Annotated in this window: 19 protein-coding genes and 1 riboswitch; of the genes, 13 read left to right on the plus strand and 6 right to left on the minus strand. The window is 65.3% G+C overall.

The window, feature by feature from the left end:
* Positions 1–63: 63 nt before the first annotated feature.
* The 4 genes from C8C94_RS19555 to C8C94_RS19570 all read left to right on the plus strand — a co-directional run bounded on the left by C8C94_RS19555 (position 64) and on the right by C8C94_RS19570 (position 6,771).
* A complete protein-coding gene (locus tag C8C94_RS19555; RefSeq protein WP_121421891.1) occupies positions 64–1,770 on the plus strand; it encodes an IPTL-CTERM sorting domain-containing protein in 1,707 nt (568 codons plus the stop codon).
* Positions 1,771–1,799: 29 nt separating this feature from the next.
* A riboswitch (S-adenosyl-L-homocysteine riboswitch) is annotated at positions 1,800–1,908 on the plus strand.
* 33 nt (positions 1,909–1,941) lie between these two features.
* Positions 1,942–4,680 carry a methionine synthase gene (metH, locus tag C8C94_RS19560; RefSeq protein ID WP_121421892.1) on the plus strand — a complete coding sequence of 913 codons (2,739 nt, stop codon included), beginning with the start codon at positions 1,942–1,944 and terminating at the stop codon, positions 4,678–4,680.
* 505 nt (positions 4,681–5,185) lie between these two features.
* Positions 5,186–6,253 carry a hypothetical protein gene (locus C8C94_RS19565; protein ID WP_147433288.1) on the plus strand — a complete coding sequence of 356 codons (1,068 nt, stop codon included), beginning with the start codon at positions 5,186–5,188 and terminating at the stop codon, positions 6,251–6,253.
* 29 nt (positions 6,254–6,282) lie between these two features.
* Entirely contained in the window at positions 6,283–6,771 is a 489-nt protein-coding gene (locus tag C8C94_RS19570; RefSeq protein WP_147433289.1) for a hypothetical protein, read from the plus strand.
* 90 nt (positions 6,772–6,861) lie between these two features.
* Here C8C94_RS19570 and C8C94_RS19575 read toward each other — a convergent pair whose 3' ends face one another.
* Both C8C94_RS19575 and C8C94_RS19580 read right to left on the minus strand, forming a co-directional pair.
* Positions 6,862–7,458 carry a shikimate kinase gene (locus tag C8C94_RS19575; protein ID WP_121421895.1) on the minus strand — a complete coding sequence of 199 codons (597 nt, stop codon included), beginning with the start codon at positions 7,456–7,458 and terminating at the stop codon, positions 6,862–6,864.
* Positions 7,459–7,625: 167 nt separating this feature from the next.
* Entirely contained in the window at positions 7,626–8,771 is a 1,146-nt protein-coding gene (locus C8C94_RS19580; RefSeq protein ID WP_121421896.1) for a serine hydrolase, read from the minus strand.
* Positions 8,772–8,962: 191 nt separating this feature from the next.
* On the opposite strand from C8C94_RS19580, the gene C8C94_RS19585 reads away from it, so the two are divergent.
* A complete protein-coding gene (locus C8C94_RS19585; RefSeq protein ID WP_121421897.1) occupies positions 8,963–9,889 on the plus strand; it encodes a YihY/virulence factor BrkB family protein in 927 nt (308 codons plus the stop codon).
* 117 nt (positions 9,890–10,006) lie between these two features.
* Complete coding sequence (locus tag C8C94_RS19590; protein WP_121421898.1) at positions 10,007–10,819, plus strand: glycine zipper 2TM domain-containing protein; 813 nt, start codon at positions 10,007–10,009, stop codon at positions 10,817–10,819.
* Between the two features lie 65 nt (positions 10,820–10,884).
* Here C8C94_RS19590 and C8C94_RS19595 read toward each other — a convergent pair whose 3' ends face one another.
* The 4 genes from C8C94_RS19595 to fdxA all read right to left on the minus strand — a co-directional run bounded on the left by C8C94_RS19595 (position 10,885) and on the right by fdxA (position 14,094).
* A complete protein-coding gene (locus C8C94_RS19595) occupies positions 10,885–12,072 on the minus strand; it encodes an amidohydrolase family protein (RefSeq protein WP_121421899.1) in 1,188 nt (395 codons plus the stop codon).
* Between the two features lie 68 nt (positions 12,073–12,140).
* Complete coding sequence (locus tag C8C94_RS19600; protein ID WP_121421900.1) at positions 12,141–12,860, minus strand: TetR/AcrR family transcriptional regulator; 720 nt, start codon at positions 12,858–12,860, stop codon at positions 12,141–12,143.
* A 51-nt stretch (positions 12,861–12,911) separates the two neighbouring features.
* Positions 12,912–13,688, minus strand: a complete 777-nt coding sequence (locus C8C94_RS19605; RefSeq protein WP_121421901.1) for a ferredoxin--NADP reductase — start codon at positions 13,686–13,688, stop codon at positions 12,912–12,914.
* Positions 13,689–13,764: 76 nt separating this feature from the next.
* Positions 13,765–14,094 carry a ferredoxin FdxA gene (fdxA, locus tag C8C94_RS19610; RefSeq protein WP_056057161.1) on the minus strand — a complete coding sequence of 110 codons (330 nt, stop codon included), beginning with the start codon at positions 14,092–14,094 and terminating at the stop codon, positions 13,765–13,767.
* Positions 14,095–14,269: 175 nt separating this feature from the next.
* Here fdxA and C8C94_RS19615 point away from each other — a divergent pair, with 175 nt between their 5' ends.
* The 7 genes from C8C94_RS19615 to C8C94_RS19645 all read left to right on the plus strand — a co-directional run bounded on the left by C8C94_RS19615 (position 14,270) and on the right by C8C94_RS19645 (position 22,190).
* The gene (locus tag C8C94_RS19615) at positions 14,270–15,889 is read left to right on the plus strand and encodes a 6-hydroxynicotinate reductase (RefSeq protein ID WP_121422992.1); all 1,620 of its coding nucleotides are present in this window, start codon (positions 14,270–14,272) and stop codon (positions 15,887–15,889) included.
* A 12-nt stretch (positions 15,890–15,901) separates the two neighbouring features.
* Entirely contained in the window at positions 15,902–16,822 is a 921-nt protein-coding gene (locus C8C94_RS19620) for a UPF0280 family protein (protein WP_121422993.1), read from the plus strand.
* A gap of 21 nt (positions 16,823–16,843) precedes the next feature.
* Entirely contained in the window at positions 16,844–17,485 is a 642-nt protein-coding gene (locus C8C94_RS19625) for an amino acid synthesis family protein (protein WP_121421902.1), read from the plus strand.
* A gap of 36 nt (positions 17,486–17,521) precedes the next feature.
* The gene (locus C8C94_RS19630) at positions 17,522–18,106 is read left to right on the plus strand and encodes an amino acid synthesis family protein (RefSeq protein ID WP_121421903.1); all 585 of its coding nucleotides are present in this window, start codon (positions 17,522–17,524) and stop codon (positions 18,104–18,106) included.
* A 73-nt stretch (positions 18,107–18,179) separates the two neighbouring features.
* Positions 18,180–19,388: an ABC transporter substrate-binding protein gene (locus tag C8C94_RS19635; protein WP_121421904.1), complete on the plus strand. Its 1,209-nt coding sequence runs from the start codon at positions 18,180–18,182 to the stop codon at positions 19,386–19,388.
* Between the two features lie 115 nt (positions 19,389–19,503).
* Positions 19,504–21,411: an ABC transporter permease gene (locus tag C8C94_RS19640; protein WP_121421905.1), complete on the plus strand. Its 1,908-nt coding sequence runs from the start codon at positions 19,504–19,506 to the stop codon at positions 21,409–21,411.
* Positions 21,408–22,190, plus strand: a complete 783-nt coding sequence (locus C8C94_RS19645; RefSeq protein ID WP_121421906.1) for an ABC transporter ATP-binding protein — start codon at positions 21,408–21,410, stop codon at positions 22,188–22,190. The genes C8C94_RS19640 and C8C94_RS19645 overlap by 4 nt, the downstream gene beginning before the upstream one ends.
* The last annotated feature ends 1 nt before the right edge of the window (position 22,191 follow it).

The following is a 22,191-nucleotide window of genomic DNA, read 5'->3' on the forward strand; positions in this document are numbered from 1 at the left end:
ATTCCGGGTGGAAACGTGGCGTTACACTTTGGTCACCCCTCCACTTCGAATCGGGACTTCGCCATGCTCCAACGTGTTTTGCTGTGGCTCACTGCGCTCTTGTTGGCCATGGTGGCTGCGACCACGGCGCATGCCCAAGATGCGGACCTGTCCATCACGAAGACCGATGGTGTGGCCACGGCCGTCCCGGGCGGGTCGGTGACCTACACCATCACCGCCAGCAACGCAGGGCCGGACCCCGTCGTCGGCGCCACGATTGCGGACACCTTTCCCGCCGTGCTCACCGGCACCTGGACCTGCGTGGGCGCGGGCGGTGGTACCTGCACCGCCGCAGGCAGTGGCAACATCAACGACAGCGTCAACCTGCCAGCGGGGGGATCGGTCACCTACACGGTGAGCGCCACGATCAACGCTTCTGCGACCGGAACACTGACCAACACCGCGACAGTGACGTCCGCCGTGAACGACCCGGTTCCCGCCAACAACAGTGCCACCGATTCCGACACGCTCACGCCACAGGCCGATCTGGCCATCACCAAGACCGACGGGGTGACCACGGCCACGCCGGGCGGATCGGTCACCTACACCATCACCGCCAGCAACGCGGGGCCATCCAATGCGCCGGGGGCCACGGTGGCGGACACCTTCCCCGCATCACTTACCGGCACCTGGACCTGCGTGGGCGCGGGCGGCGGCACCTGCACGGTAGCAGGCAGCGGCAACATCAACGACACCGTCAATCTGCCCGCCGGAGGATCGGTTACCTACACCGTCAGCGCCACGGTGAGTGCAGCGGCCACAGGGACGCTGGTCAACACCGCGACGGTCGCGGCTCCGGGCGGTGTAACCGACCCCAACCCGGGCAACAACAGCGCCACGGACTCCGACACCATCACGCCGCAGGCCGATCTGTCCATTACCAAAACGGACGGCGTGACCACGGCCATACCTGGCGGCTCAGTCTCATACACCATCACCGCCAGCAACGCGGGGCCGTCCAATGCGTCGGGGGCCACGGTGGCGGATACCTTCCCCGCAGCGCTCACCGGCACCTGGACCTGCGTAGGCGCGGGTGGCGGCACCTGCACGGCAGCGGGCAGCGGCAACATCAACGATAGCGTCAACCTGCCCGCCGGTGGATCGGTGACCTATACGGTGAGCGCAACAGTGAGTGCTGCGGCCAGCGGAACGCTGGTGAACACCGCGACGGTGACAGCGCCGGGCGGGGTGACCGACCCCAATCCGGGCAACAACAGCGCCACGGATTCCGACACCATCGCATCGCAAGCCGACCTGACCATCACCAAGACCGATGGCGTGACTACGGCCAACGCTGGCGGCTCGGTGACCTACACCATCACCGCCAGCAATGCCGGACCGTCCAACGCCCCTGGCGCGACGGTGGCAGACACCCTGCCCGCCGTGCTGACCGGCACCTGGACCTGCGTGGGCTCCGGCGGCGGCACCTGCACGGCGGCGGGCAGCGGCAACATCAACGACGTGGTCAATCTGCCTGCGGGCGGATCGGTGACCTACACCGTCACCGCCACGGTGAGCGCGTCGGCAACGGGGACACTGGTCAACACCGCGACGGTCGCGGCCCCGGGTGGCGTGACCGACCCTAACCCCGGCAACAACAGCGCCACCGATACCGACACCATCACGGCAGTGGCCGCGAGCGCGATTCCGTCGTTGTCCGAGTGGGCTTTGTGGCTGATGGCGGGCTTGATGCTGCTGGCCGCACTCCGGGGCCGCCGCCCAGTGCGCTGATCCCGCGCGGGCAACTTACAATCGCCCCTCGGCCCAAGGAGCGTTGCAGCGACTTGCCATGCCCGGCTTGGTGCATGGCGATTCGTCAGGCTTGGGCCCCGCGCACCCCACCGTACACCGCAACGACGCTCACCTGTTTTTCTGCTGCCCCTGCACAGGTGAGTGAGTCCTATGTCTGCTGTATCCCTGCCCCCCATGAAGCTGTCCGGTCTGGAGCCCGTCTCCATTGGCGAGGGCACCTTGTTCGTCAACATCGGCGAGCGCACCAACGTCACCGGCTCCAAGGCGTTCGCGCGCATGATTTTGAACGGCCAGTACGAAGAAGCCCTGGCCGTGGCGCGCCAGCAGGTGGAGAACGGCGCCCAGGTCATCGACATCAACATGGACGAGGCCATGCTCGACAGCAAGGCCGCCATGGTGCGCTTTCTGCAGCTCATCGCGTCCGAGCCCGACATCGCGCGCGTGCCCATCATGGTGGACAGCTCCAAGTGGGAGGTGATCGAGGCCGGTCTGCGCTGCGTGCAGGGCAAGGGCATCGTCAACTCCATCTCCATGAAGGAGGGCGTGGACAAGTTCAAGCACGAGGCGCGCCTGGTGCGCCGCTACGGCGCCGCTGCCGTGGTCATGGCGTTTGACGAAAAAGGCCAGGCCGACACCTACGAGCGCAAGATCGAAATCTGCGAACGCGCCTACCGCATCCTGGTCGATGAAGTGGGCTTCCCGCCCGAGGACATCATCTTCGACCCCAACATCTTTGCCGTAGCCACCGGCATTGAAGAGCACAACAACTACGCCGTCGATTTCATCGAGGCCACGCGCTGGATCAAGCAGAACCTGCCCGGCGCCAAGGTGTCGGGTGGGGTATCGAACGTGTCGTTCAGCTTCCGCGGCAACGACCCGGTGCGCGAAGCCATCCACACCGTGTTTCTGTACCACGCCATCAAGGCCGGCATGGACATGGGCATCGTCAACGCGGGCATGGTGGGCGTGTACGACGACCTGGAGCCCGTGCTGCGCGAGCGCGTGGAAGACGTGGTGCTCAACCGCCGCCCGGATGCTGGTGAGCGCCTGGTCGAGATCGCCGAAACCGCCAAGAGCGGCGCCAAGGACGAAAGCAAGAAGCTCGAATGGCGCGGAACGCCCGAGCACCCCAAGACCGTGGGCGAACGCCTGTCGCACGCGCTGGTGCATGGCATCACCGACTTCATCACCGAAGACACCGAAGAGGCATACCGCGAGATCCTGGCCAAGGGCGGCCGCCCGCTGCACGTGATCGAAGGCCCGCTCATGGACGGCATGAACGTGGTGGGCGATCTGTTTGGTGCGGGCAAGATGTTTTTGCCCCAGGTGGTGAAAAGCGCACGCGTGATGAAGCAGGCCGTGGCCCATCTCATCCCCTACATCGAGGAAGAAAAGCGCCAGGACGAACTGGCCGGGCGCGACGTGCGCAGCAAGGGCAAGATCGTCATCGCCACCGTGAAGGGCGACGTGCACGACATCGGCAAGAACATCGTCACCGTGGTGCTTCAGTGCAATAACTTCGAGGTGGTGAACATGGGCGTGATGGTGCCCTGCCACGAGATTTTGGCGCGCGCCAAGGTGGAGGGGGCCGACATCGTGGGCCTGTCGGGCCTGATCACCCCCAGCCTCGAAGAAATGCAGTATGTGGCGGGCGAGATGCAGAAGGACGAGCACTTCCGCATCAAGAAGATCCCGCTGCTGATCGGCGGCGCCACCACCAGCCGCGTGCACACCGCCGTCAAGATCGCTCCGCACTACGAAGGTCCCGTGGTCTATGTGCCCGACGCCTCGCGCAGCGTGAGCGTGGCGCAGAGCCTGCTGGGCGACGGCGTGCAGAACTACGTGGACGAGCTCAACGCGGACTACGACAAGGTCCGCACCCAGCACGCCAACAAAAAGGCCACGCCCCTGTGGCCCCTGGCCAAGATCCGCGCCAACAAGACGCCGATCGACTGGTCGGCCTACCAGCCCACCGTGCCGCGCGCGCTGGGCCGCCGCGTGTTCAAGAACTTCGACCTGGGCGAGCTGGCCAAGTACATCGACTGGGGTCCGTTCTTCCAGACCTGGGACCTGGCCGGCCCGTACCCCGCCATCCTCACCGACGAGATCGTGGGCGTGGAAGCCACGCGTGTGTTTGCCGATGGGCAGGCCATGCTCAAGAAGATCATCGAAGGCCGGTGGCTCACGGCCAGCGGCGTGATGGCCCTGCTGCCCGCCAACAGCGTGAATGACGACGACATCGAGTTCTACACCGACGACACCCGCACCGAAGTGGCCATGACCTGGTACGGCCTGCGCCAGCAGGCCGAAAAACACACCATCGACGGCGTGACCCGCCCCAGCCGCTGCCTGGCCGACTTTGTAGCGCCCAAGGAAAGCGGCATTGCCGACTACGCCGGCATGTTCGCCGTGACGGCGGGCCTCGGGATCGAGAAGAAGGAAAAGGCCTTCATCGACGCGCTGGACGACTACTCCGCCATCATGTTCAAGAGCCTGGCCGACCGCCTGGCCGAAGCCTTTGCCGAGGCCTTGCACCACCGCGTGCGCACTGACCTGTGGGGCTACGCCGCGGGCGAGGCGCTGAGCAACGACGACATGATTGCCGAGAAGTACCAGGGCATCCGCCCCGCGCCCGGCTACCCCGCCTGTCCGGACCACAGCGCCAAGACCGACCTGTTCCGCGTGCTGCAGGCTGGCGAGATCGGCATGTCGCTCACCGAAAGCCTGGCCATGATGCCCGCCGCCAGCGTGAGCGGCTTCTACATCGGCCACCCTGATGCCGTGTACTTCAACGTCGGCAAGATCGGCGAAGACCAGCTGCACGACATGGCCCAGCGCCGGGGCATGGATGAGAAGGTGTTGGAGCGGTTGCTGGCGCCTAATCTGTGATGCCATTGGATGCATATTGCTACTAATTGTGTAGCAATTTACGCTTGCAGAAAAAGCGCTGGAGGCTGATTCGGCTTGATTTTGAGGACCTTGTGACAACATGTCGCACCCGTTGCCCTCGTCCTTTGTCCCGCCCGTTTCCCCCCGCCCGTTCGGGCTGGCCCTGTCCAAGCCAGGGCGTCTCCGCTGAACAGCCCCTCGACAGGCAGGGCGAAAGCTCGGGCTGCCCGATCAAGGCTCCTGGCCAGACTTTCCGCTAGATCGAACGCAGGGCTCCGTCCCGAGCCCTTGGTGTGGCCGGGCGGTTCTTCTCTCTGTGGGTAGGTGTTCTTCCCAACTAGGGAGATTCCTAGCTAGGAATCGCCTGTATAGCTATACGAAGGTAAAACCGGTTCAATCACGTTCATCCCCCATGGCTGCATCAAGTGGCAGATGCCCCAAGGGATGGCCTGAGGCCCACTGCCCATCGTGCCCAGGGATGGATCAATACCGACAGCTCTTCACCATGCAAATCACTACCAACACCAGTACTTGGGCACTGTCCGGCAGTGGCGCTGCTGCAGCGCCTACGGACCCCAGTTTGTCTCAGGAGACGGGCTTTGCTAACGAAAGCACCGCGACGTCTTTGCAATCCGGCTTGATGCTGGCGCAGGCCGACACCCTCAACCCCACCGCCAGCAGCAACACCGCGCAAAGCGCCAACTCCACGCCGTTCTGGGGGGCTGGCACCGTGCCTGCGCCCAATGCCCTGACAGCGTTGCGGAATGCCGAGCGCGACCGGACCGATCCATTGCGCCTGGGCGTGAACGAGATTTACCGCGACGCCATTACCCTGGCTGCGGATCGCACGGGCTACCCACGCGCCACGATTGCGGCCGTGATATCTGCAGAAGCGGGCCCGCTGCGCGGCAAGCGTCTGGACGATGCCACCAACCAGCGCTTTTTTGGCGAGCTGCATCCGCAGCTGGACCCAAAAGCCAAGCTGGACAAGGCGGGGGCCGCCGAGTGGAAGGCCCTGCGCCGTGAACTCTCGGCCACCTGGGACCCGCAGAGCTACAACACCACCAGCAAGGCTGGGGGCTTGACGCAATTTCTGGAAAGCACCTGGATCGAATCGGCCACCAAGCCGGGCAGCTACGTCAATGAACAGGCCAAGTCCCTGGGGCAGGTGAACAATGCCAACCAGGTGGTGGACCGGGCTGCGCTGCTGGACTTGCGCTTTGACGCCACCACCTCCATCGTGGCTGCGGCTGAGCTGGACAAGGGTTACTTCACCCAGCTGAGCGCCCGCACCAACGACGATGGCACCCCTCTGGTGCCTGCCGATCTGCCCGCAGACAAGAAAGCGCAGTACATCTATCTGGTCCACCACGAGGGGGCGAATGGTGCCGCGCAAATCCTCAAAGGCACGCTGACCGATGCGCGCGCTGAAGGCCTGCTGAAAAACCACGTGGCTGATGCCGACAAGCGCCGGGCGATGATCGACGCCCACGACGGCAGTGCAGCCAAGGCTTACACGGCTTACCTGTGGCAGTACATTGAGCAGCGCATAGTGCCCGCCAACTTCCGTTGAAACGCCCGACTTCTGCCATGACTTGTTCCTTGTCCGCTCGACTTCGCTCCCTTGTACGTTTTGGTGCCGTGGCGCGGAGCGTGGCGTGTGCTGGAGCACCAAAAGCGCTGTGGGCCGCGCTGGCACTGGCCCAGCCCGTCTGCTGGGCCCAGGCCCAGGCGCCTGCTCTTGCCGCCAGTTCGACCTTGCCAGCCAGCCGCCTCGCGGCGCAGTGGGAAGGCCCGGCCTTGGTGGGGCAGTTGCAGTTGCGACTCATCGTGTTGGATGCTGAACGCGGCGCGGTGGCGGCAGCGCTCACGGTTGGATCGCCGCAGTGCAGCGGCGGTCTGGACAGCCTGGGGCAGTGGCAACGAGGCACCTTGGTGCTCAAGCCCTACCGGCCCGAGCCCGACGCTGCTGCTTGCGAGGTCCAGGTGCGGGTGGATCCCGACGGGCGCCGGGCCAGGGTGTCCGAGACGGGTTGCGGTGCCTATCGGGGCGCTGCCTGTGTGTTTGAGGGGCAGTTGCAGGCGCGGTAGGGGGGCTGCTCGCTGCTGCAGGGGGCATGAAAATGGCGGCTAGCGCTTGCCAGTAAAGCGCAAAAAGCTATTGATTTAATAGCAATTGATTCAAGAGCGGTCGGCGTGCGGCGTGCCCGCAGAGGTTGGGGCATCGGACGCGCCGTGCGGCACTTGCTCCCCCTGTGCCCCCGCCGCCATCTCCAGCTGCATCATGATCATATTGACCAGCGTGTGCACAGTGGGGCGGCCGGTTTCGATGACGTAGTGGGCGGTTTCGCGGTACAGGCCATCGCGCTGGGCGTACAGGTCGCGCAGCTTGTCCATGGGGTTGCCGCCTTGCAGCAGGGGGCGGGTCCGGTCGTGTTTGACGCGCCGGTAGATTTCTTCGGGCGAGGCGCGCAGGTACAGCACGTTGCCAAACTGGCGCAGGGTTTCGCGGTTTTCGGGGCGCAGCACGGCGCCGCCGCCGGTGGACAGGACCATGCCACCAGCTTGCCCGGCCACGTCGGCCAGGGCCTGCGACTCCAGATCGCGAAAGCGGGCTTCGCCCTCGGCCTCGAAGAAGCTGCGGATGGTGGTGCCGATGGTCTGTTCCAGCCGGTGATCCAGGTCGATGAAGGGCACCCCCGCCCGGTGGGCCAGCTGGCGGCCGATGGTGGATTTGCCGGAGCCGGGCATGCCGACCAGTGCGCAGCGGATCTGCATAGGTTCAAAAAAGAGGTCTGGGAGACGGGTATGCGTGCTGCGGGTGGAGCTGCGTCGCGTGCCGTGATTGGGCGTTGAGTGTAAGCCGTGGCCTCCGTTGCCATGCGCAGCGGTTGCAGCTGGCGCTGCCCCGGCCTGGGACGCAGCTCCTCAAGGAGGTGTGCTCATCAAAGCGCCGCGTACACCAGCGCCGGATACAGCTCGCACAGGGTGCGCAGTTGGCCCGGCGCCTGGGTGAGCAGGATGGCGAACAGGTCTTCGGCGGGGTCTACCAAAAAGAAGGTGCCGCCCAGTCCGCTCCAGCTGTAGGTGCCTGCCGAACCGGGGCTGGATGCCAGGCCGGTGGCCTTGCGAACGGCCACGCCCAGGCCAAAGCCGTAGCCTGCGGGCAGGATGTCGCCCGCTGTGGGGATGCCGCCCAGATGGTCGGCGGTCATGAAACCGACGGTGGCGCGGCTGGCCAGGCGGATGGTGTGGCCGTCCGGGCCTTGTACGGTGCCCTGGCCCAGCATCAGCTGCAAAAAGCGTGCGTAGTCGCTGGCGGTGGACACCAGCCCGCCGCCAGCGGATTCAAACGCGGGCGGGGCCGAGACATCGATCAACGCCACCTCGGCCCCGGTCTGCGGGTCGCGCGCGAACGGCTCGGCCAGGTCGGCCAAGCGGTGGGGCAGTACCGAAAACCCGGTGTCGTGCATGCCCAGGGGTTCCAGAATACGGCGTTTCAGGAGGGTGCCCAGGCTCTCGCCTTCGACCACCTCCAGTACCGCACCCAGCACATCGGTGGCGCGGCTGTATTCCCAGCAGCTGCCAGGCTGGTGCACCAGCGGCAGCGGGCCGAGCGCGGCCACCAGCTCGGCATTGCTGTGGCGCCGCGAGCCGACGCGGGCCGCCCGGTATTGGTCGGGCACCGTGCCGGCCTCCCACGCATAGCTCAGCCCTGCGGTGTGGCGCAGCAGGTCGTGCACCGTGGCTTCGCGCTGCAGGGGGGCGGTGGTGCCGGTGGCTTCGTCGTACACCCGCTGGCCTGCAAACGCCGGCAGGTAGTGCGAGACAGGGTGCGACAGCAGCAGGCGGCCTTCTTCCATGAGCATCAGCGCCGCCAGCGAGGCGATGGGTTTGGTCATGGAATAGATGCGGAACACGGTGTCGGGCGCCATGGCGGGCGCGCCTGCCCCGGGCCGCTGGGCGCCCACGGCTTCGTGCAGCACCGTGCGCCCTTGGTGGTGCACCAGGGCCACTGCGCCGGGCAGCAGACCCTGGTCGACGTGGGTCTGGAGTGCGGCGCGCAGGTGGGCAAAGGCGTGGGGGTGCATGGGGCGGTGTCTCCGGGTGGATGGGTGTCGGCCCTGAGAATATCCGCGCGCGTGGGGGTTGGCGGGTCACCTGGGCAACAGGCAGGGCCACTGTTGCAGGGGGCTATGGGATCGATGTGGGATCGGGCCTACCGCAGTTGCAGCGAAACGCGGGTGGACGCGCGGGGGCTGCCGCCGTAGGCTAGCCGCATATGGCAGCACCCTCCCTGAAGCGCCGCGCACTGCGCCTTGTCAAACCCGTGTGGACCCTGCTCCAGCCTTTCTGGCGCGCCACCACGCTCTGGCTGGACGCCGACGGGCTGCGCATGAGCGCCGCCATGTCGTTCTACGGCATGCTCAGCCTGGCGCCCCTGTTGCTGTTGCTGGTGGGGGTGCTGGGCTGGTGGATGGACCGCAGCTATCTGGAAAGCAATCTCATCGCGCAGGTGCAGGCTGTGATGGGGCAGCAGGTGGCCGACGTGGTGCGGCAGGCGATGGCCAGTGCACAGGCCCCGGCCGAGGGGCGGCTGGCATCGCTGGTGGGGTTTGTGGTGCTGGTATCAGGCGCCACCGGGGTGTTTGTCGAGTTGCAGTCGGCACTGGAGCACCTGTGGCGCGGCGAAGGCCCTGTGCCGCAGCGGGCCGCCTGGTGGCGCATGGCGTCGCTGCGCCTGCGGGGGCTGGCCTATGTGCTGGCGCTGGGTTTCTTGCTGCTGGTGTCGCTGGCGCTGTCCACGCTGATCCACCTGTTGGCGGGCTGGGCGGGCTCGCGCCTGGCGCTGGCGCCGCTGGCACCGGCCATGCAGCTGGTCAATGAAGTGGTGGCCTTTGGCTTTGCCGTGGCACTGTTTGTGGGCTTGATGCGCATTGGCGCCGGGGCCAAGCCGCCGCCGCGCTGCATCATGGCTGGGGCCGTGGTGGGCGCCACGCTGTTCACGGTGGGCAAGCAGCTGCTGGCCTGGTACCTGGCCACGGCGGCAGTGGTGTCGGCCTATGGCGCAGCGGGGTCGCTGGTGGTGCTGCTGATGTGGATCTATTTCTCGTCGGCGGTGCTGTTGTTTTCAGCCAGCTGCGCCCGGGCTTTTCAGGAGCTGGGTGCGCTGCCTGCAGCGCGGGGGCGTCTGCATGTGCCGCAATAGGCTGGTTCTTAAACAGGTTCTTACGTCCTTTACAGACGCTACGCCCGGATTTCCGGGCTGGCTGGTTACGCTGGCGGCCATTCATCCAGAGCTTTCTGGATCTTCCGGAGAAAAATCATGAGTCTTATCGTTTCGCCTTCCACCAACACTTCCGCCGTTCCTGTGGCACAGGCTGGCGCCTTTGGCGGCGCGGCCAGCCCTTCCCTCAAGTGGCTGTGGGTCGCTATCGGCGTGCTGGGCGTGAGTGTGGTGGCGCTGGGCACGACCCTGGTGGTGCAGAACGCGGGCAAGCCCGCCTCCGCCGACGCGCAATCCTTGGCCATGACGGCGCAGCCTGCGCCAGGAGCGCCAAGAGCTGAGAATTTGCAAAAAAAACCGGCGCCAGCGCTTGTTGGTAATAGAAACATTGCTACTAATAATGTAGCAAATCAACCGCCCGCAGCTTCGCAAGGTTATGCCGGGCAACCCCCGCAGCAATACCAGCCACAGCAGCAGCCACCGCTGCGCACTGCCACACAGGCTCCCCTGTGTGCCACCTGCGGCCGCGTCGAGTCGGTGCAAGCCGTGCAGCAGGCGGCCCCGGCCACAGGCGTAGGGGCGGTGGCGGGCGGTGTGTTAGGGGCCGTGGTGGGCAACCAGGTGGGCAAGGGCTCGGGCCGTACGGCCGCCACTGTGCTGGGCGCCGTGGGCGGCGGCTACGTGGGCCACAAGGTGGAAGAGCGCACGCGCACGCAGACGGTCTACCAGATCGCGGTGCGTATGGAAGACGGCTCGGTGCGCCGCTTCACCCGCGCACAGCCCACCGCCGTGGGCACGCCCGTCGTGCTGCAGGGCAAAGGCTTCCGCGTGGACGATGGCGCCGCCATGCGCGCTGAAGAACCTTACCCGCGTGCACAGCCCGGCGCGGTGCGTGTGGCGGACACGTATTGATTCGACTGCACCTCTCCCAACAGAAAGCCCGCTGATTGCGGGCTTTTTTGTGGGATGAGCGTGGGCTACAGCACCACCGGGATCTCGGTCGCGGGTGGTGTATTGCGGCTGCGCCCGCAGCGCACCAGGCCGTCGATCATCACCATGCCGATGCCCGGGATGTCGCCCAGCTGTACGCTTTCGAGCAGCGTGGCGCCGGCGGTGTGCTGGGCGCGGTCCATGAAGACGAAGTCGGCCGCGCGGCCTACCTCGATGAGGCCGCAGTTCAGGTTGCGGATGCGCGCCGTGTTGCCCGTGGCAAAGCAGAACACCAGCTCGGCGGGGATGTCGGCAAAGCTCGATATCAGCGCAATCATGCGCAGCATGCCCAGGGGCTGCACGCCCGAGCCAGCCGGGCCGTCGGTGCCCAAAATCACGCGGTGTGGGCACTTGAGCTCGATGGCCGCGCGCGCGGCCTGGATGGCGATCTTTTCGTTGCCGTTGTGCACCAGCTCGATCGCGCGGGACGACTTCTCGCACAGCTCGCACACATGCTTCCAGGGCAGCGCGGTGTGGCCGCCGTTGATGTGGCCGATCACGTCGGCATCGGCCTCCAGCACCACGTCCTTGTCGATCAGCCCAGAGCCCGGGATGGACGGCCCGCCCGTGTGGATGGTGCTCTGGATGCCGTGCTTGCGCGCCCAGGCCACCATCTGCTGTGCCTCGTAGCCCGCCTTGACGGAGCCCAGGCCCACCTCGCCCAGCAGCGTCACGCCCGCGTCGGCCAGGTCCTTGAAGTCCTGCTCGGTCATGCCTTTCTCGATCACCGGGGCGCCTGCAATCACCTTCACGCCGCCGGGGCGGAAGTTGTCGAAAGAGCGCTGCGCCGTGATGGCCAGCGCCTTCAGGCCCACGATGTCCTTGGGGCGGCCGGGCAGGTGCACTTCGCCGGCCGACACCATGGTGGTCACGCCGCCGTTCATGGTGGAGTCGATCCAGCCGATCTGGTTCTGGCGCGGCGTCCAGTCTCCGAACACGGGGTGCACATGGCTGTCGATCAGGCCCGGCGCCACGCAGGTCTGGCGTGCGTCGATCACGGTGTTGGCGTGGTCGGTGTCGCAATCCTTGTAGCGGCCCACGGCCACGATGAGGCCGTCATTCACCACGATGGTGTCGGCGTCGAGGATGGGGCGGTCCAGGTCGCCCGACAACAAAAGACCGATGTTCTGGATGACGACCTTGCCCGATTTGCCGCCTGCTGCTGGTTCTGCCATGGATTCTCCTCGTGGGGTGGTGGGCGGGGCACCACGCGGCACCCCGCAGGGAAAAATCTCTAGTTGATTCAGGCCGCTGCGACCCTGCCCTTGGGCAGGCTGGGGCCGGGCGCCACAGTGCGCAGCACGCTGTCGATGACAAACGATTCCCAGTGCGCCAGCGCGTCGGGCGTCTCCAGGTCTTCGCCCAGAAAGGCCGACAGCGTGTGCCGGTTGGACATGTAGAAGTAGCCCGTGGCGGCAATCAGCAGGTACACATCGCGCGCCGACACGTCCTTGCGAAACAGCCCCTGCGTCTGGCCGCTTTCGAGCACGCGGCGGATCACCTCGATGGCGGGCGACGAGTATTCACGGGCCCGCATGGACTTGGAGATGTGCTTGCCCTTGTGCAGGTTCTCAGTGTTGAGCAGCGTGATGAACTCGGGGTTCTTGCGGTAGTAGCCCACCACAAAGCGGATTACCGCCTGCAGCGCCTCCACCGGTTTGGCGGTGTCCAGGTCCAGCTTGGATTCCGCATCGTTCATGCGCCGGTAGGTTTCCTCCAGCACCTCGATGAACAGGCCTTCCTTGCTGCCAAAGTAGTAGTAAATCATCCGGTCGAACGACTTCGCCGCCTTGGAGATCTTCTCCACGCTGCCGCCTTCGTAGCCGTAGCGGGCGAACACTTTGGTCGCCGCCTTCAGGATGTTGTCGCGCGTGGTCTGTGCGGCCTGCTCGCGCACGCCCGTCTTGCGGGCAGAGGCGGCGCGGGGGGACGCGGTCCGGGTCTTGGTGGGAGTGGCAGACATGGCGGGTCCTGGTGGATGAGGCGGGCCCCCGGTGCGGGGGCCGCCGGGGGATCACTGCTCTGCGAACGCGCGTTCGATCACGAAGTCGCCAGGCTTCGTGGTGTTGCCTTCCTTGAAGCCACGCTCTTCCATCATGTGCTTGAGGTCGCGCAGCATCTCGGGGCTGCCGCAGATCATCACGCGGTCTTCCACGGGGTTGAGCGCGGGCAGGCCCAGGTCGCGGGCCATCTGGCCGTTTTCGATCACGGTGGTCACACGGCCCTGGTGCTTGAAAGGCTCGCGCGTCACGGTGGGGTAGTACTTGAGCTGCTTGGTGACCATCTCGCCCAGGAACTCGTGTTGTGGCAGCTCCTGCGTGATGTAGTCGTGGTAGGCCAGCTCCTTCACCTCGCGCACGCCGTGCACCAAGATGACTTCCTCGAATTTCTCGTAAGTCTCGGGGTCGCGGATCAGGCTCAGGAACGGGGCCACGCCCGTGCCGGTGGACAGCATGTACAGGCGCTTGGCGGGCAGCAGGTAGTCGATCAGCAGGGTGCCAGTGGGCTTCTTGCCGACCACGATGGTGTCGCCCACCTTGATGTGCTGCAGGCGCGAGGTCAGCGGGCCGTCGGGCACCTTGATGGACAGGAACTCCAGGTGCTCTTCGTAGTTGGGGCTCACGATGCTGTAGGCGCGCAGCAGGGGTTTGCCGTTTTCGCCACGCAGGCCAATCATCGTGAAATGCCCGTTGGAAAAGCGCAGCGCGGTGTCGCGCGTGGTGGTGAAGGAGAAAAGTCGGTCCGTCCAGTGGTGGACCGTCAGGACGCGTTCGTCAAGAAAGGCGCTCATGGTGCGTTAGATGGAAAAGTTGGAAACAAATAAGAAATCTGGCTGAAGCTGGCTCAGATTCAGGGCCCCAAGCGCTCTACAGCGCAATGTTCAGGCCTGAAAGCTTGTGGCTCACAACCCTCCATTGTTCCGCATCTGGCAAAGCCGCTTTTCTTTTGGTGATTGTGGGCAGCGTGGGCGCCAGCTTTTTGTTGAACTGCAGGAAGATTTCCATGCCCTCGGGCAGGTCGTCTTCGGCATAGATCGCATTGGCCGGGCACTCCGGAATGCACACCGCGCAGTCGATGCATTCGTCAGGGTCGATGACCAGGTATTCCGGCCCTTCCTTGAAGCAATCCACGGGGCACACATCGACGCAGTCGGTGTACTTGCACCGAATGCATGCGTCCGTCACAACGTGCGTCATTTTGGGGCTCCTCATGCACCGTTTTTGGGGGTGCGAAAACACCATTGCAGAGTCTGGTTGATTCCGCTACATTGACATCAAATGTAGTGTTCACAACATTTAAGTTAAGTGAATGCTACACAAAATGCAAAGCGCATACAAGCACTTGCAACAAAGCAATGAATGGGTTGCCACGATGACTGAACACACCAAGACCGATGGGCTGCCGGGCATGGATGCGCCAGATCTGCCGCAGGTGCTCGAGCGCGCCCGGCCTCGCAATGAGCGCATGAACGCTGCCAAGGTCGAGTGCAATGCGTGCCCGGTGCTGTGCCAGATCTCCGAAGGCCGCGCAGGTGCTTGCGACCGTTATGCCAACCACGCGGGCGTACTCGTACGGCTGGACCCGGTGGTGTTGCTGCGCAAGACGCTGGAAACGGGCGAGGCCACACTGGTGCCGTTTGCGGGCCGCGCCCCCGCTGCAGAAGGCGCTGAGACCGAGGTGACTCCAGAACCCGCATGGAACGGCGATCTGCTGCTGTCTGAAGAGGTGTTCGTGACGGGCGTGGGCTCATCCACCACCTACCCCGACTACAAGCCCGCGCCCTTCATCGTGGGCTCCAAAACCGATGGTGTGGACATGGTCACGGTGGTCACTGAGGGCATCTTCAGCTACTGCAGCTTCAAGGTGAAGATCGACACCGATCGCTTCCTCGGCTCCGAGCAGGCCAACGTGCGTTGCAAGGGCGAGGTGGTGGGCCACGTGACCACGGCGGAATATGGCTCACAGATGCTGTCGCTCGGCGGCGTGCACCACCTCACGGGTGGCACCAAGAAGGAGGGCCGCATCACCGCTGAGATGATGCAGGCGCTGGGCAACAAGCAGGCCGTGGAGTTCACCATCGACGGCGGCTCGCAGCTCGTGATCCAGGCAGGGCGCGCACCCATCGTCAACGGTGTGGCCGAACAGCGCATGCGCGTGGGCTGCGGCTCTGCGGCCATTGGTATCTTTGCGCGCCAGTTCTTCGGCCATGCCGACGAGGTGGTGGTGGTGGACGACCACATCACCGGTGTGCTTACTGAACACCAGGCGGGTCGCTGTCTGGACATGAAGCCTTCGGGCATCCAGATGCGCGGGCGCAAGTCCACGCCGGGCCGCTACTTTCAGGTGGCCAACCCGGGCACCGGCTGGGGTGGCACCGACATTGCCGATCCGCTGTCCATCATCGAGGGCTGGGACGAATCCGTGGCCTGGCCGGGGCTGCGCTTGTTGATGACCTCTACCACCGGGGAGCATGCCTCCTGGTACGTGCTGGACGAGCAATTGAATCCGGTGGAAGCCGAGATGCCCGTCGAGGTGCGCCGCATCGTGGACCGCATCGGCGAAAACTGCGAGCCTTCGCTGGCGTCAGTGTTGTTCCTCGGCGGAGCCGGCGGTAGCCTGCGCGCAGGGGTCACAGAGAACCCGGTGCTGCTCACGCGCTCCATCAAGAACGCGCTGGTCAATGTGACCTGTGGCGGTGCCCCCGCCTATGTGTGGCCGGGCGGCGGTATCACCGTGATGGCCGACGTGCTGCGCATGCCGGACAACAGCTTTGGCACCGTGCCCACCCCCGCCATCGTGGCGCCCATCGAGTTCAGCATGCGCCGCGCGGACTACGAAGCGCTGGGCGGGCACACCGAACAAATTCGCAGCCTGCGCGAAGTGCTGGAGCGCGGTGCGTGGCACAACGACGGTGCGCCGCAGGCGCGCGTGTGGCAGACCTTGCCCGCGGCCAATCCGTGGCCGCTGGGCCGCCCACCCCTGCTAGGCTGAGTGAGCCGCGCTGTGAACGCTTGCCGCAAACTCCTTTCCGACGGCCGCTGGCACTTCCAGCATGGCCCGATGGACCTCATCCTTCAGGCCGAAGGGGCGCGCGACGCCGTGGCCCAGGCGCACGAACGCGCCTGGCAACGTTTTGAAGGGCTGCTGCAGGAGCTGGTGCGTGAACTCCCCAGCCTGCGGGCGCCGGTGGGTGCGCACTGCACGTTGCAGGGCGTGGTGGCGCGCCGCATGTGGGCGGCCTGCAGTCCCTACCGCGCAGGCTTCATCACATCGATGGCGGCGGTGGCGGGTGCGGTGGCCCAGGAAATTCTGGCGTGCTACGACCAGCAAGGCATAGACCGCGCCTGGGTCAACAACGGCGGCGACATTGCGCTGCACCTGGCGCCCGGCCAGTCGGTCACGGTGGGGGTGTACGCTGATATCGCCGCACTGAATGCTGCACAGTTGCGCAACGGTTTGGTGCTGGATGGGCAGATCTGCATCGACAGCGCCATGCCGGTGCGCGGTGTGGCCACCAGCGGCTGGAGGGGGCGCAGCCAGTCGCTGGGCATTGCGGACAGCGTGACGGTGCTGGCGCGCACGGCCGCGCAGGCCGATGCGGCAGCGACCATTGTGGCCAATGCGGTCAATGTGCAGAACGCGCGCATTGGTCGCATGCCCGCGTGGCTGGTGCGGGACGACAGTGACCTGGGTGCCATTCCTGTCACCGTGGATGTGCCTGACTTGCCCGAAGAGCAGGTTCGCCGGGCTTTGCAGCAGGGGTTGCAAAAAGCGCAAGAATTGCAGTCCAGCGGCCTGCTGTGGTTTGCGCTGCTGGCGTGCCAGGGGCAGTTTCTGGCGACCGCCACACCGCAAGCCCTGGCCGGTGCTGTGTGGTCCCCACAAGCGGTGATGAAATCGGAAGTTGGTTCAGTATTTGCTTAACGAATTGCACAGGTCTCCAAAATGATCCAGATACGACGCGTTTTCACCCATCTTGAGGAAATCCGGCACGAATTCGGGCCGGTGGCTGAGGTGCCGCTGCTGCGTGGTGCCATCGGCGCGGTGCTGACCAACCCGTTTGCGGGCCGGTACGAACCCGACATCCTCCCCATGATGGATGCCCTGCAGGACGTGGGGCTGGACATGGCCCAGCGCCTGCTCAAGGCCATGGCTGTGCCCTCCGAGCGCATCGAGACTTACGGCAAGGGCGCCATCGTGGGGGCAGCTGGCGAGCTGGAGCACGGCGCGCTGTGGCATGTGCCTGGTGGTTATGCCATGCGCGAGCTGCTGGGCTGGAAGGGTGACCGCAACGCCTACGCCAAAGGCCTGGCCGAAGAGAAGACCGGGCAACCCGCCAATGCACTGTCTATCGTGCCTTCCACCAAGAAGGTGGGTGGCCCGGGCGCGGCGCTGGATGTGCCGCTCACCCACATCAACGCGAGCTACGTGCGCAGCCATTTCGATGCCATCGAAGTGCGGGTGCCCGGCGCACCCACATCGGATGAAATCGTCTTCATCCTGGCCATGTCCACCGGCGCTCGCATCCATGCACGCGTTGGAGGCCTCAAGGCCGCAGACATCAGCCAGTGGAACGGCCTGCGCTGATCCACTGCCAACCACAAGACCCTAGGAGACCCACACATGTCCGCCAAGATCCGCAAGATCATTGTTCAAACCGACGAAGTCCGCGTGGAGATGGGGCGCGACGTACAGCCGCCTGTGCGCAAGGCCCTGGCCATGGCCGTCATCGAGAACCCCTGCGCGGGCCGCTATGTCGAGAACCTCGACGAACTCGTGGCCATCGGTGAAGAGCTGGGCGCACTGCTGGGTGCCCGTTGCGTCGCAGCCCTGGGCATTGAACCTGGCCAGGCACAGAGCTACGGCAAGGCCGCCATCGTGGGCGAGGCGGGCGAGCTGGAACATGCCGCCGCCATCCTGCACCCAAAGCTGGGGGCGCCACTGCGTGTGGCGGTCGAGAAAGGCGCTGCCCTGGTGCCGTCCAGCAAGAAGATCGGCGGCCTGGGCACCGCCATCGACGTGCCCCTGGGCCACAAGGATGCCGCCTATGTGCGCAGCCACTTCGACGCCATGGAGGCCCGCGTGGCCGACGCCCCCCGCGCCAACGAAATCGTGGTCGCCATCGTCGTGACCGACAGCGGCCGTCCGCTGGCACGCATTGGCGGCCTTCAGGCCTCCGAAATCAAAGGCGAGGATGGACTGCGCTGATCTGAGCGCGCACTACCATCCCGAGCAGGCTCACCAGTTCCCCTTCCCCAACCCACCTTTCAGGAGTTTCCCCATGACGATGCGACGAAACCTCATGCGTGCCACGGCCGCAGCCGCGCTGGCATTCACGCTGGCCCCTGTGGTGCACGCCCAGGATGTCATCAAGATTGGCGAGATCAACAGCTACAAGGCGCAGCCCGCCTTCCTGGAGCCCTACAAGAAAGGCATGGAGCTGGCGGTCGATGAGATCAACGCATCGGGTGGGGTGCTGGGCAAGAAGGTCCAGCTCATCATCCGCGACGACAACGCCAACCCTGGCGACGCCGTGCGCGCTGCCGAAGAACTGGTGTCGCGCGAAAAGGTCGATGTGCTCACGGGCTCGTTCCTCTCGCACATCGGGCTGGCGCTGACCGACTTTGCCAAGCAAAAGAAATTCTTCTTCCTGGCCGGTGAGCCACTGACCGACAAGATCGTCTGGCAAAACGGCAACCGCTATACCTACCGCCTGCGTCCCTCCACCTACATGCAAGTGTCGATGATGGTGCCCGAGGCTGCGGCCCTCAAGAAAAAGCGCTGGGCGCTGGTGTACCCCAACTACGAGTATGGCCAGTCGGCCGTGGCCACGTTCAAGCAGCTGCTCAAGGCGGCCCAGCCCGATGTGGAGTTTGTGGCCGAGCAGGCGCCCCCGTTGGGCAAGGTCGATTCGGGTAGCGTGGTGCAGGCCCTGGCCGACGCCAAGCCGGATGCGATCTTCAACGTGCTGTTCGGTGCCGACCTGTCCAAGTTTGTGCGCGAAGGCAACACGCGTGGCCTGTTCCAGGGCCGTGAAGTGGTCAGCCTGCTGACGGGCGAGCCCGAATACATGGACCCGCTCAAGGACGAAGCGCCGAACGGCTGGATCGTCACCGGCTACCCCTGGTACGGCATCCAGACGCCTGAGCACAAGGCCTTTCAGACTGCCTACCAGGCCAAGTTCAATGACTACCCGCGCCTGGGCTCCATCGTGGGCTACAGCGCCATCAAGTCGCTGGCCGAAGGCATAAAGAAGGCCGGCTCCACCGACACTGAAAAGCTTGTGGCAGCGTTCAAGGGCTTGCAGGTGCCCACGCCGTTTGGCCGCATCACCTACCGCCCTGAGGACAACCAGTCCACGATGGGCGGCTATGTGGGCCGCACCAAGAACGAAGGCGGCAAGGGTGTGATGGTGGACTACCGCTATGTGGATGGCAGCAAAGTCCAGCCCTCGAACGACGAAGTCAAGAAAATGCGCCCCGCCGACTGACGGCCGCGCAAGGCCGGGGAGGGCTCCCTCCCTGCCAACTGCCCCTGATCTCTGAACCATAGCGCAGGCGCCGACCTGCAGGGATGGACCTTGCCGTGACCCCGAAGGATGTGGAATGAGTTTTTCGAGTTTTATCGTTCAGCTGCTCAACGGACTGGCGGGGGCCTCCTCGCTGTTCCTGGTGGGCGCCGGGCTGTCGCTGATCTTCGGTGTCACGCGCATCGTCAACTTTGCGCATGGCTCGTTCTTCATGGTCGGCATCTATGTGGCCTATTCGCTGGTGGCCAAGCTGGGCACCGGCCTGGGCTTCTGGCCCGCGCTGCTGCTGGCGGCGGTGGTGGTGGGGGCGCTGGGCGCTTTGGTGGAGGTGGTGCTGCTGCGCCGCATCTACAAGGCGCCCGAGCTGTTCCAGCTGCTGGCCACGTTTGCACTGGTGCTGGTCATCAAGGACGCAGCGCTGTGGTTCTGGGGGCCGGAAGAACTGCTGGGCCCGCGCGCGCCGGGGCTGTCGGGCTCGGTCAACATCCTGGGGCGGCAGTTCCCTTCGTATGACCTGTTTCTGATCGTCGTAGGCCCGGTGGTGCTGGGCCTGTTGTGGCTGCTGCTCACCCGCACACGCTGGGGCACGCTGGTGCGCGCTGCTACGCAAGACCGCGAAATGGTAAGCGCGCTGGGCGTGAACCAGGCCTGGCTGTTTACGGCGGTGTTTGCCCTGGGCGCGCTGCTGGCGGGCCTGGGCGGTGCGTTGCAGCTGCCGCGCGAACCCGCCACGCTGGAGATGGACCTCAACACCATCGGCGCAGCGTTTGTGGTGGTCGTGGTGGGGGGCATGGGCTCCATTCCGGGCGCCTATGTCGCGGCCCTGTTGATCGCCGAAATCAAGGCCATCTGCATCTGGCTGGGCGTGGTGGACATCTTCGGTTTCAGCGTGTCGTTCTCCAAGCTCACGCTGGTGGTGGAGTTTCTGGTGATGGCCGTGGTGCTGGTCTGGCGCCCCTGGGGCCTCATGGGCAAGCCGCAGGGCGTGAGCCGCAACACCGGCCTGCCCGAGGCGCCTCTGCGCCAGCCCGAGCGCTGGTTCAAGCTCGGTGGCGCGGCGTTGGTGGTTGCTCTGGTGCTGTTGCCGTTGCTGACGACGGGCTCGCCATACCTCACGGTGCTGATGATCGACCTGCTGATTGCCGCGCTGTTTGCGGCCAGCCTGCACTTCATCATGGGCCCGGCGGGCATGCATTCGTTCGGCCACGCTGCGTACTTTGGCCTGGGCGCCTATGCCGCAGCGCTGCTGGTGCGCTCGGCGGGTATCCCCATGGAGCTGGCGCTGGTGCTGGCGCCGCTGGCGGCGGCGGCGGGCGCGCTGCTCTATGGCTGGTTCTGCGTGCGCCTGTCGGGCGTCTACCTGGCCATGCTGACGCTGGCGTTTGCCCAGATCACCTGGGCCATCTGCTACCAGTGGGACGGCTTCACGGGCGGCAGCAACGGCCTCACGGGCGTATGGCCGGCCGAGTGGCTGTCAGACAAGCGCAACTACTACTACCTCACGCTGGCCCTGGTGGTGGGTGGTGTGCTGTTGTTGCGCCGCGTATTGTTCTCGCCGTTTGGTTACGCGCTGCGGGCCGGGCGGGATTCCGTGCTCCGGGCCGATGCGATCGGCATTGACGTCAAGCGCATGCAGTGGACGGCTTTCGTCATCGCCGGCCTGTTCGCCGGCCTGGGTGGTGCGCTGTTCGCGTTCTCCAAAGGCAGCATCTCGCCCGAGACGCTGCATGTGGGCCGCTCGGTCGATGGCCTCGTCATGGTGCTGCTCGGCGGCATCCAGACGCTGGCGGGCCCTGTGGTGGGCGCGGTCACCTTCACCTGGCTGCACGACACCGTGGCGCGCAACACCGACTACTGGCGCGCCATGCTGGGCGCCATCATCCTCATCCTGGTGCTGCTGTTTCCGCAGGGTATTGCGGGGGCCATCAAGCAGATCTTCGACAACAAGCGCGAAGCCAAGAACATGAAGGAGGGCACGGCATGAGCCTGCTCAAAGTCTCTGGCCTGGGCAAGTCCTTTGGCGGCGTGAAGGCAGTGGATGGCATCCACTTCGAGCTGGCTGCTGGCGAGCTGCTGGCGCTGATCGGCCCCAACGGCGCGGGCAAGTCCACCACCTTCAACATGGTCAACGGCCAGCTGCCAGCCGATGCAGGCTCCATCCAGCTCAATGGCCAGGAGCTGGTGGGCCGCAAGCCGCGCGACATCTGGCGCATGGGTGTGGGCCGCACTTTTCAGATCGCTGAAACCTTTGCATCGCTCACGGTGGTGGAGAACGTGCAGATGGCACTGATCTCCAACGACAACCGCCTGTTTGCGATGTGGCGCAAGGCGGCAGACCACAAGCGCGACGAGGCCCTGGCGCTGCTGGACCAGGTGGGTATGAAGTCGCAGGCCGACCGCCCCTGCAGCGTGCTGGCCTATGGCGATGTGAAGCGCGTGGAGCTGGCCATCGCCATGGCCAACAGCCCCAAGCTGCTGCTCATGGACGAGCCCACCGCCGGCATGGCGCCCAAGGAGCGCAACGAACTCATGGCGCTGACCAAGCAGCTGGTGATCGACCGCAACATGGCCGTGCTCTTCACCGAGCACAGCATGGATGTGGTGTTTGCATACGCCGACCGCATGATCGTGCTGGCGCGCGGGCGCCTCATCGCTGAGGGCAAGCCGCTGGAGCTGCGTGACCACCCCAAGGTACAGGAGGTCTACTTCGGCACCGGCAAGACGTTTGAGAAGAAAGCCGCAGCCAATGCGGAGGCGGCATGAC

It is taken from the genome of Acidovorax sp. 94 (assembly GCF_003634645.1).
GTDB lineage: Bacteria > Pseudomonadota > Gammaproteobacteria > Burkholderiales > Burkholderiaceae_C > Acidovorax > Acidovorax facilis.

Coding starts and splice junctions, on each gene's coding strand:
- C8C94_RS19555 (WP_121421891.1), top strand. CDS start 64: ATGCTCCAACGTGTTTTGCTGTGGCTCACTGCGCTCTTGTTGGCCATG.
- metH (WP_121421892.1), top strand. CDS start 1,942: ATGTCTGCTGTATCCCTGCCCCCCATGAAGCTGTCCGGTCTGGAGCCC.
- C8C94_RS19565 (WP_147433288.1), top strand. CDS start 5,186: ATGCAAATCACTACCAACACCAGTACTTGGGCACTGTCCGGCAGTGGC.
- C8C94_RS19575 (WP_121421895.1), bottom strand. CDS start 7,458: ATGCAGATCCGCTGCGCACTGGTCGGCATGCCCGGCTCCGGCAAATCC.
- C8C94_RS19580 (WP_121421896.1), bottom strand. CDS start 8,771: ATGCACCCCCACGCCTTTGCCCACCTGCGCGCCGCACTCCAGACCCAC.
- C8C94_RS19585 (WP_121421897.1), top strand. CDS start 8,963: ATGGCAGCACCCTCCCTGAAGCGCCGCGCACTGCGCCTTGTCAAACCC.
- C8C94_RS19590 (WP_121421898.1), top strand. CDS start 10,007: ATGAGTCTTATCGTTTCGCCTTCCACCAACACTTCCGCCGTTCCTGTG.
- C8C94_RS19595 (WP_121421899.1), bottom strand. CDS start 12,072: ATGGCAGAACCAGCAGCAGGCGGCAAATCGGGCAAGGTCGTCATCCAG.
- C8C94_RS19600 (WP_121421900.1), bottom strand. CDS start 12,860: ATGTCTGCCACTCCCACCAAGACCCGGACCGCGTCCCCCCGCGCCGCC.
- C8C94_RS19605 (WP_121421901.1), bottom strand. CDS start 13,688: ATGAGCGCCTTTCTTGACGAACGCGTCCTGACGGTCCACCACTGGACG.
- fdxA (WP_056057161.1), bottom strand. CDS start 14,094: ATGACGCACGTTGTGACGGACGCATGCATTCGGTGCAAGTACACCGAC.
- C8C94_RS19615 (WP_121422992.1), top strand. CDS start 14,270: ATGACTGAACACACCAAGACCGATGGGCTGCCGGGCATGGATGCGCCA.
- C8C94_RS19625 (WP_121421902.1), top strand. CDS start 16,844: ATGATCCAGATACGACGCGTTTTCACCCATCTTGAGGAAATCCGGCAC.
- C8C94_RS19630 (WP_121421903.1), top strand. CDS start 17,522: ATGTCCGCCAAGATCCGCAAGATCATTGTTCAAACCGACGAAGTCCGC.
- C8C94_RS19635 (WP_121421904.1), top strand. CDS start 18,180: ATGACGATGCGACGAAACCTCATGCGTGCCACGGCCGCAGCCGCGCTG.
- C8C94_RS19640 (WP_121421905.1), top strand. CDS start 19,504: ATGAGTTTTTCGAGTTTTATCGTTCAGCTGCTCAACGGACTGGCGGGG.
- C8C94_RS19645 (WP_121421906.1), top strand. CDS start 21,408: ATGAGCCTGCTCAAAGTCTCTGGCCTGGGCAAGTCCTTTGGCGGCGTG.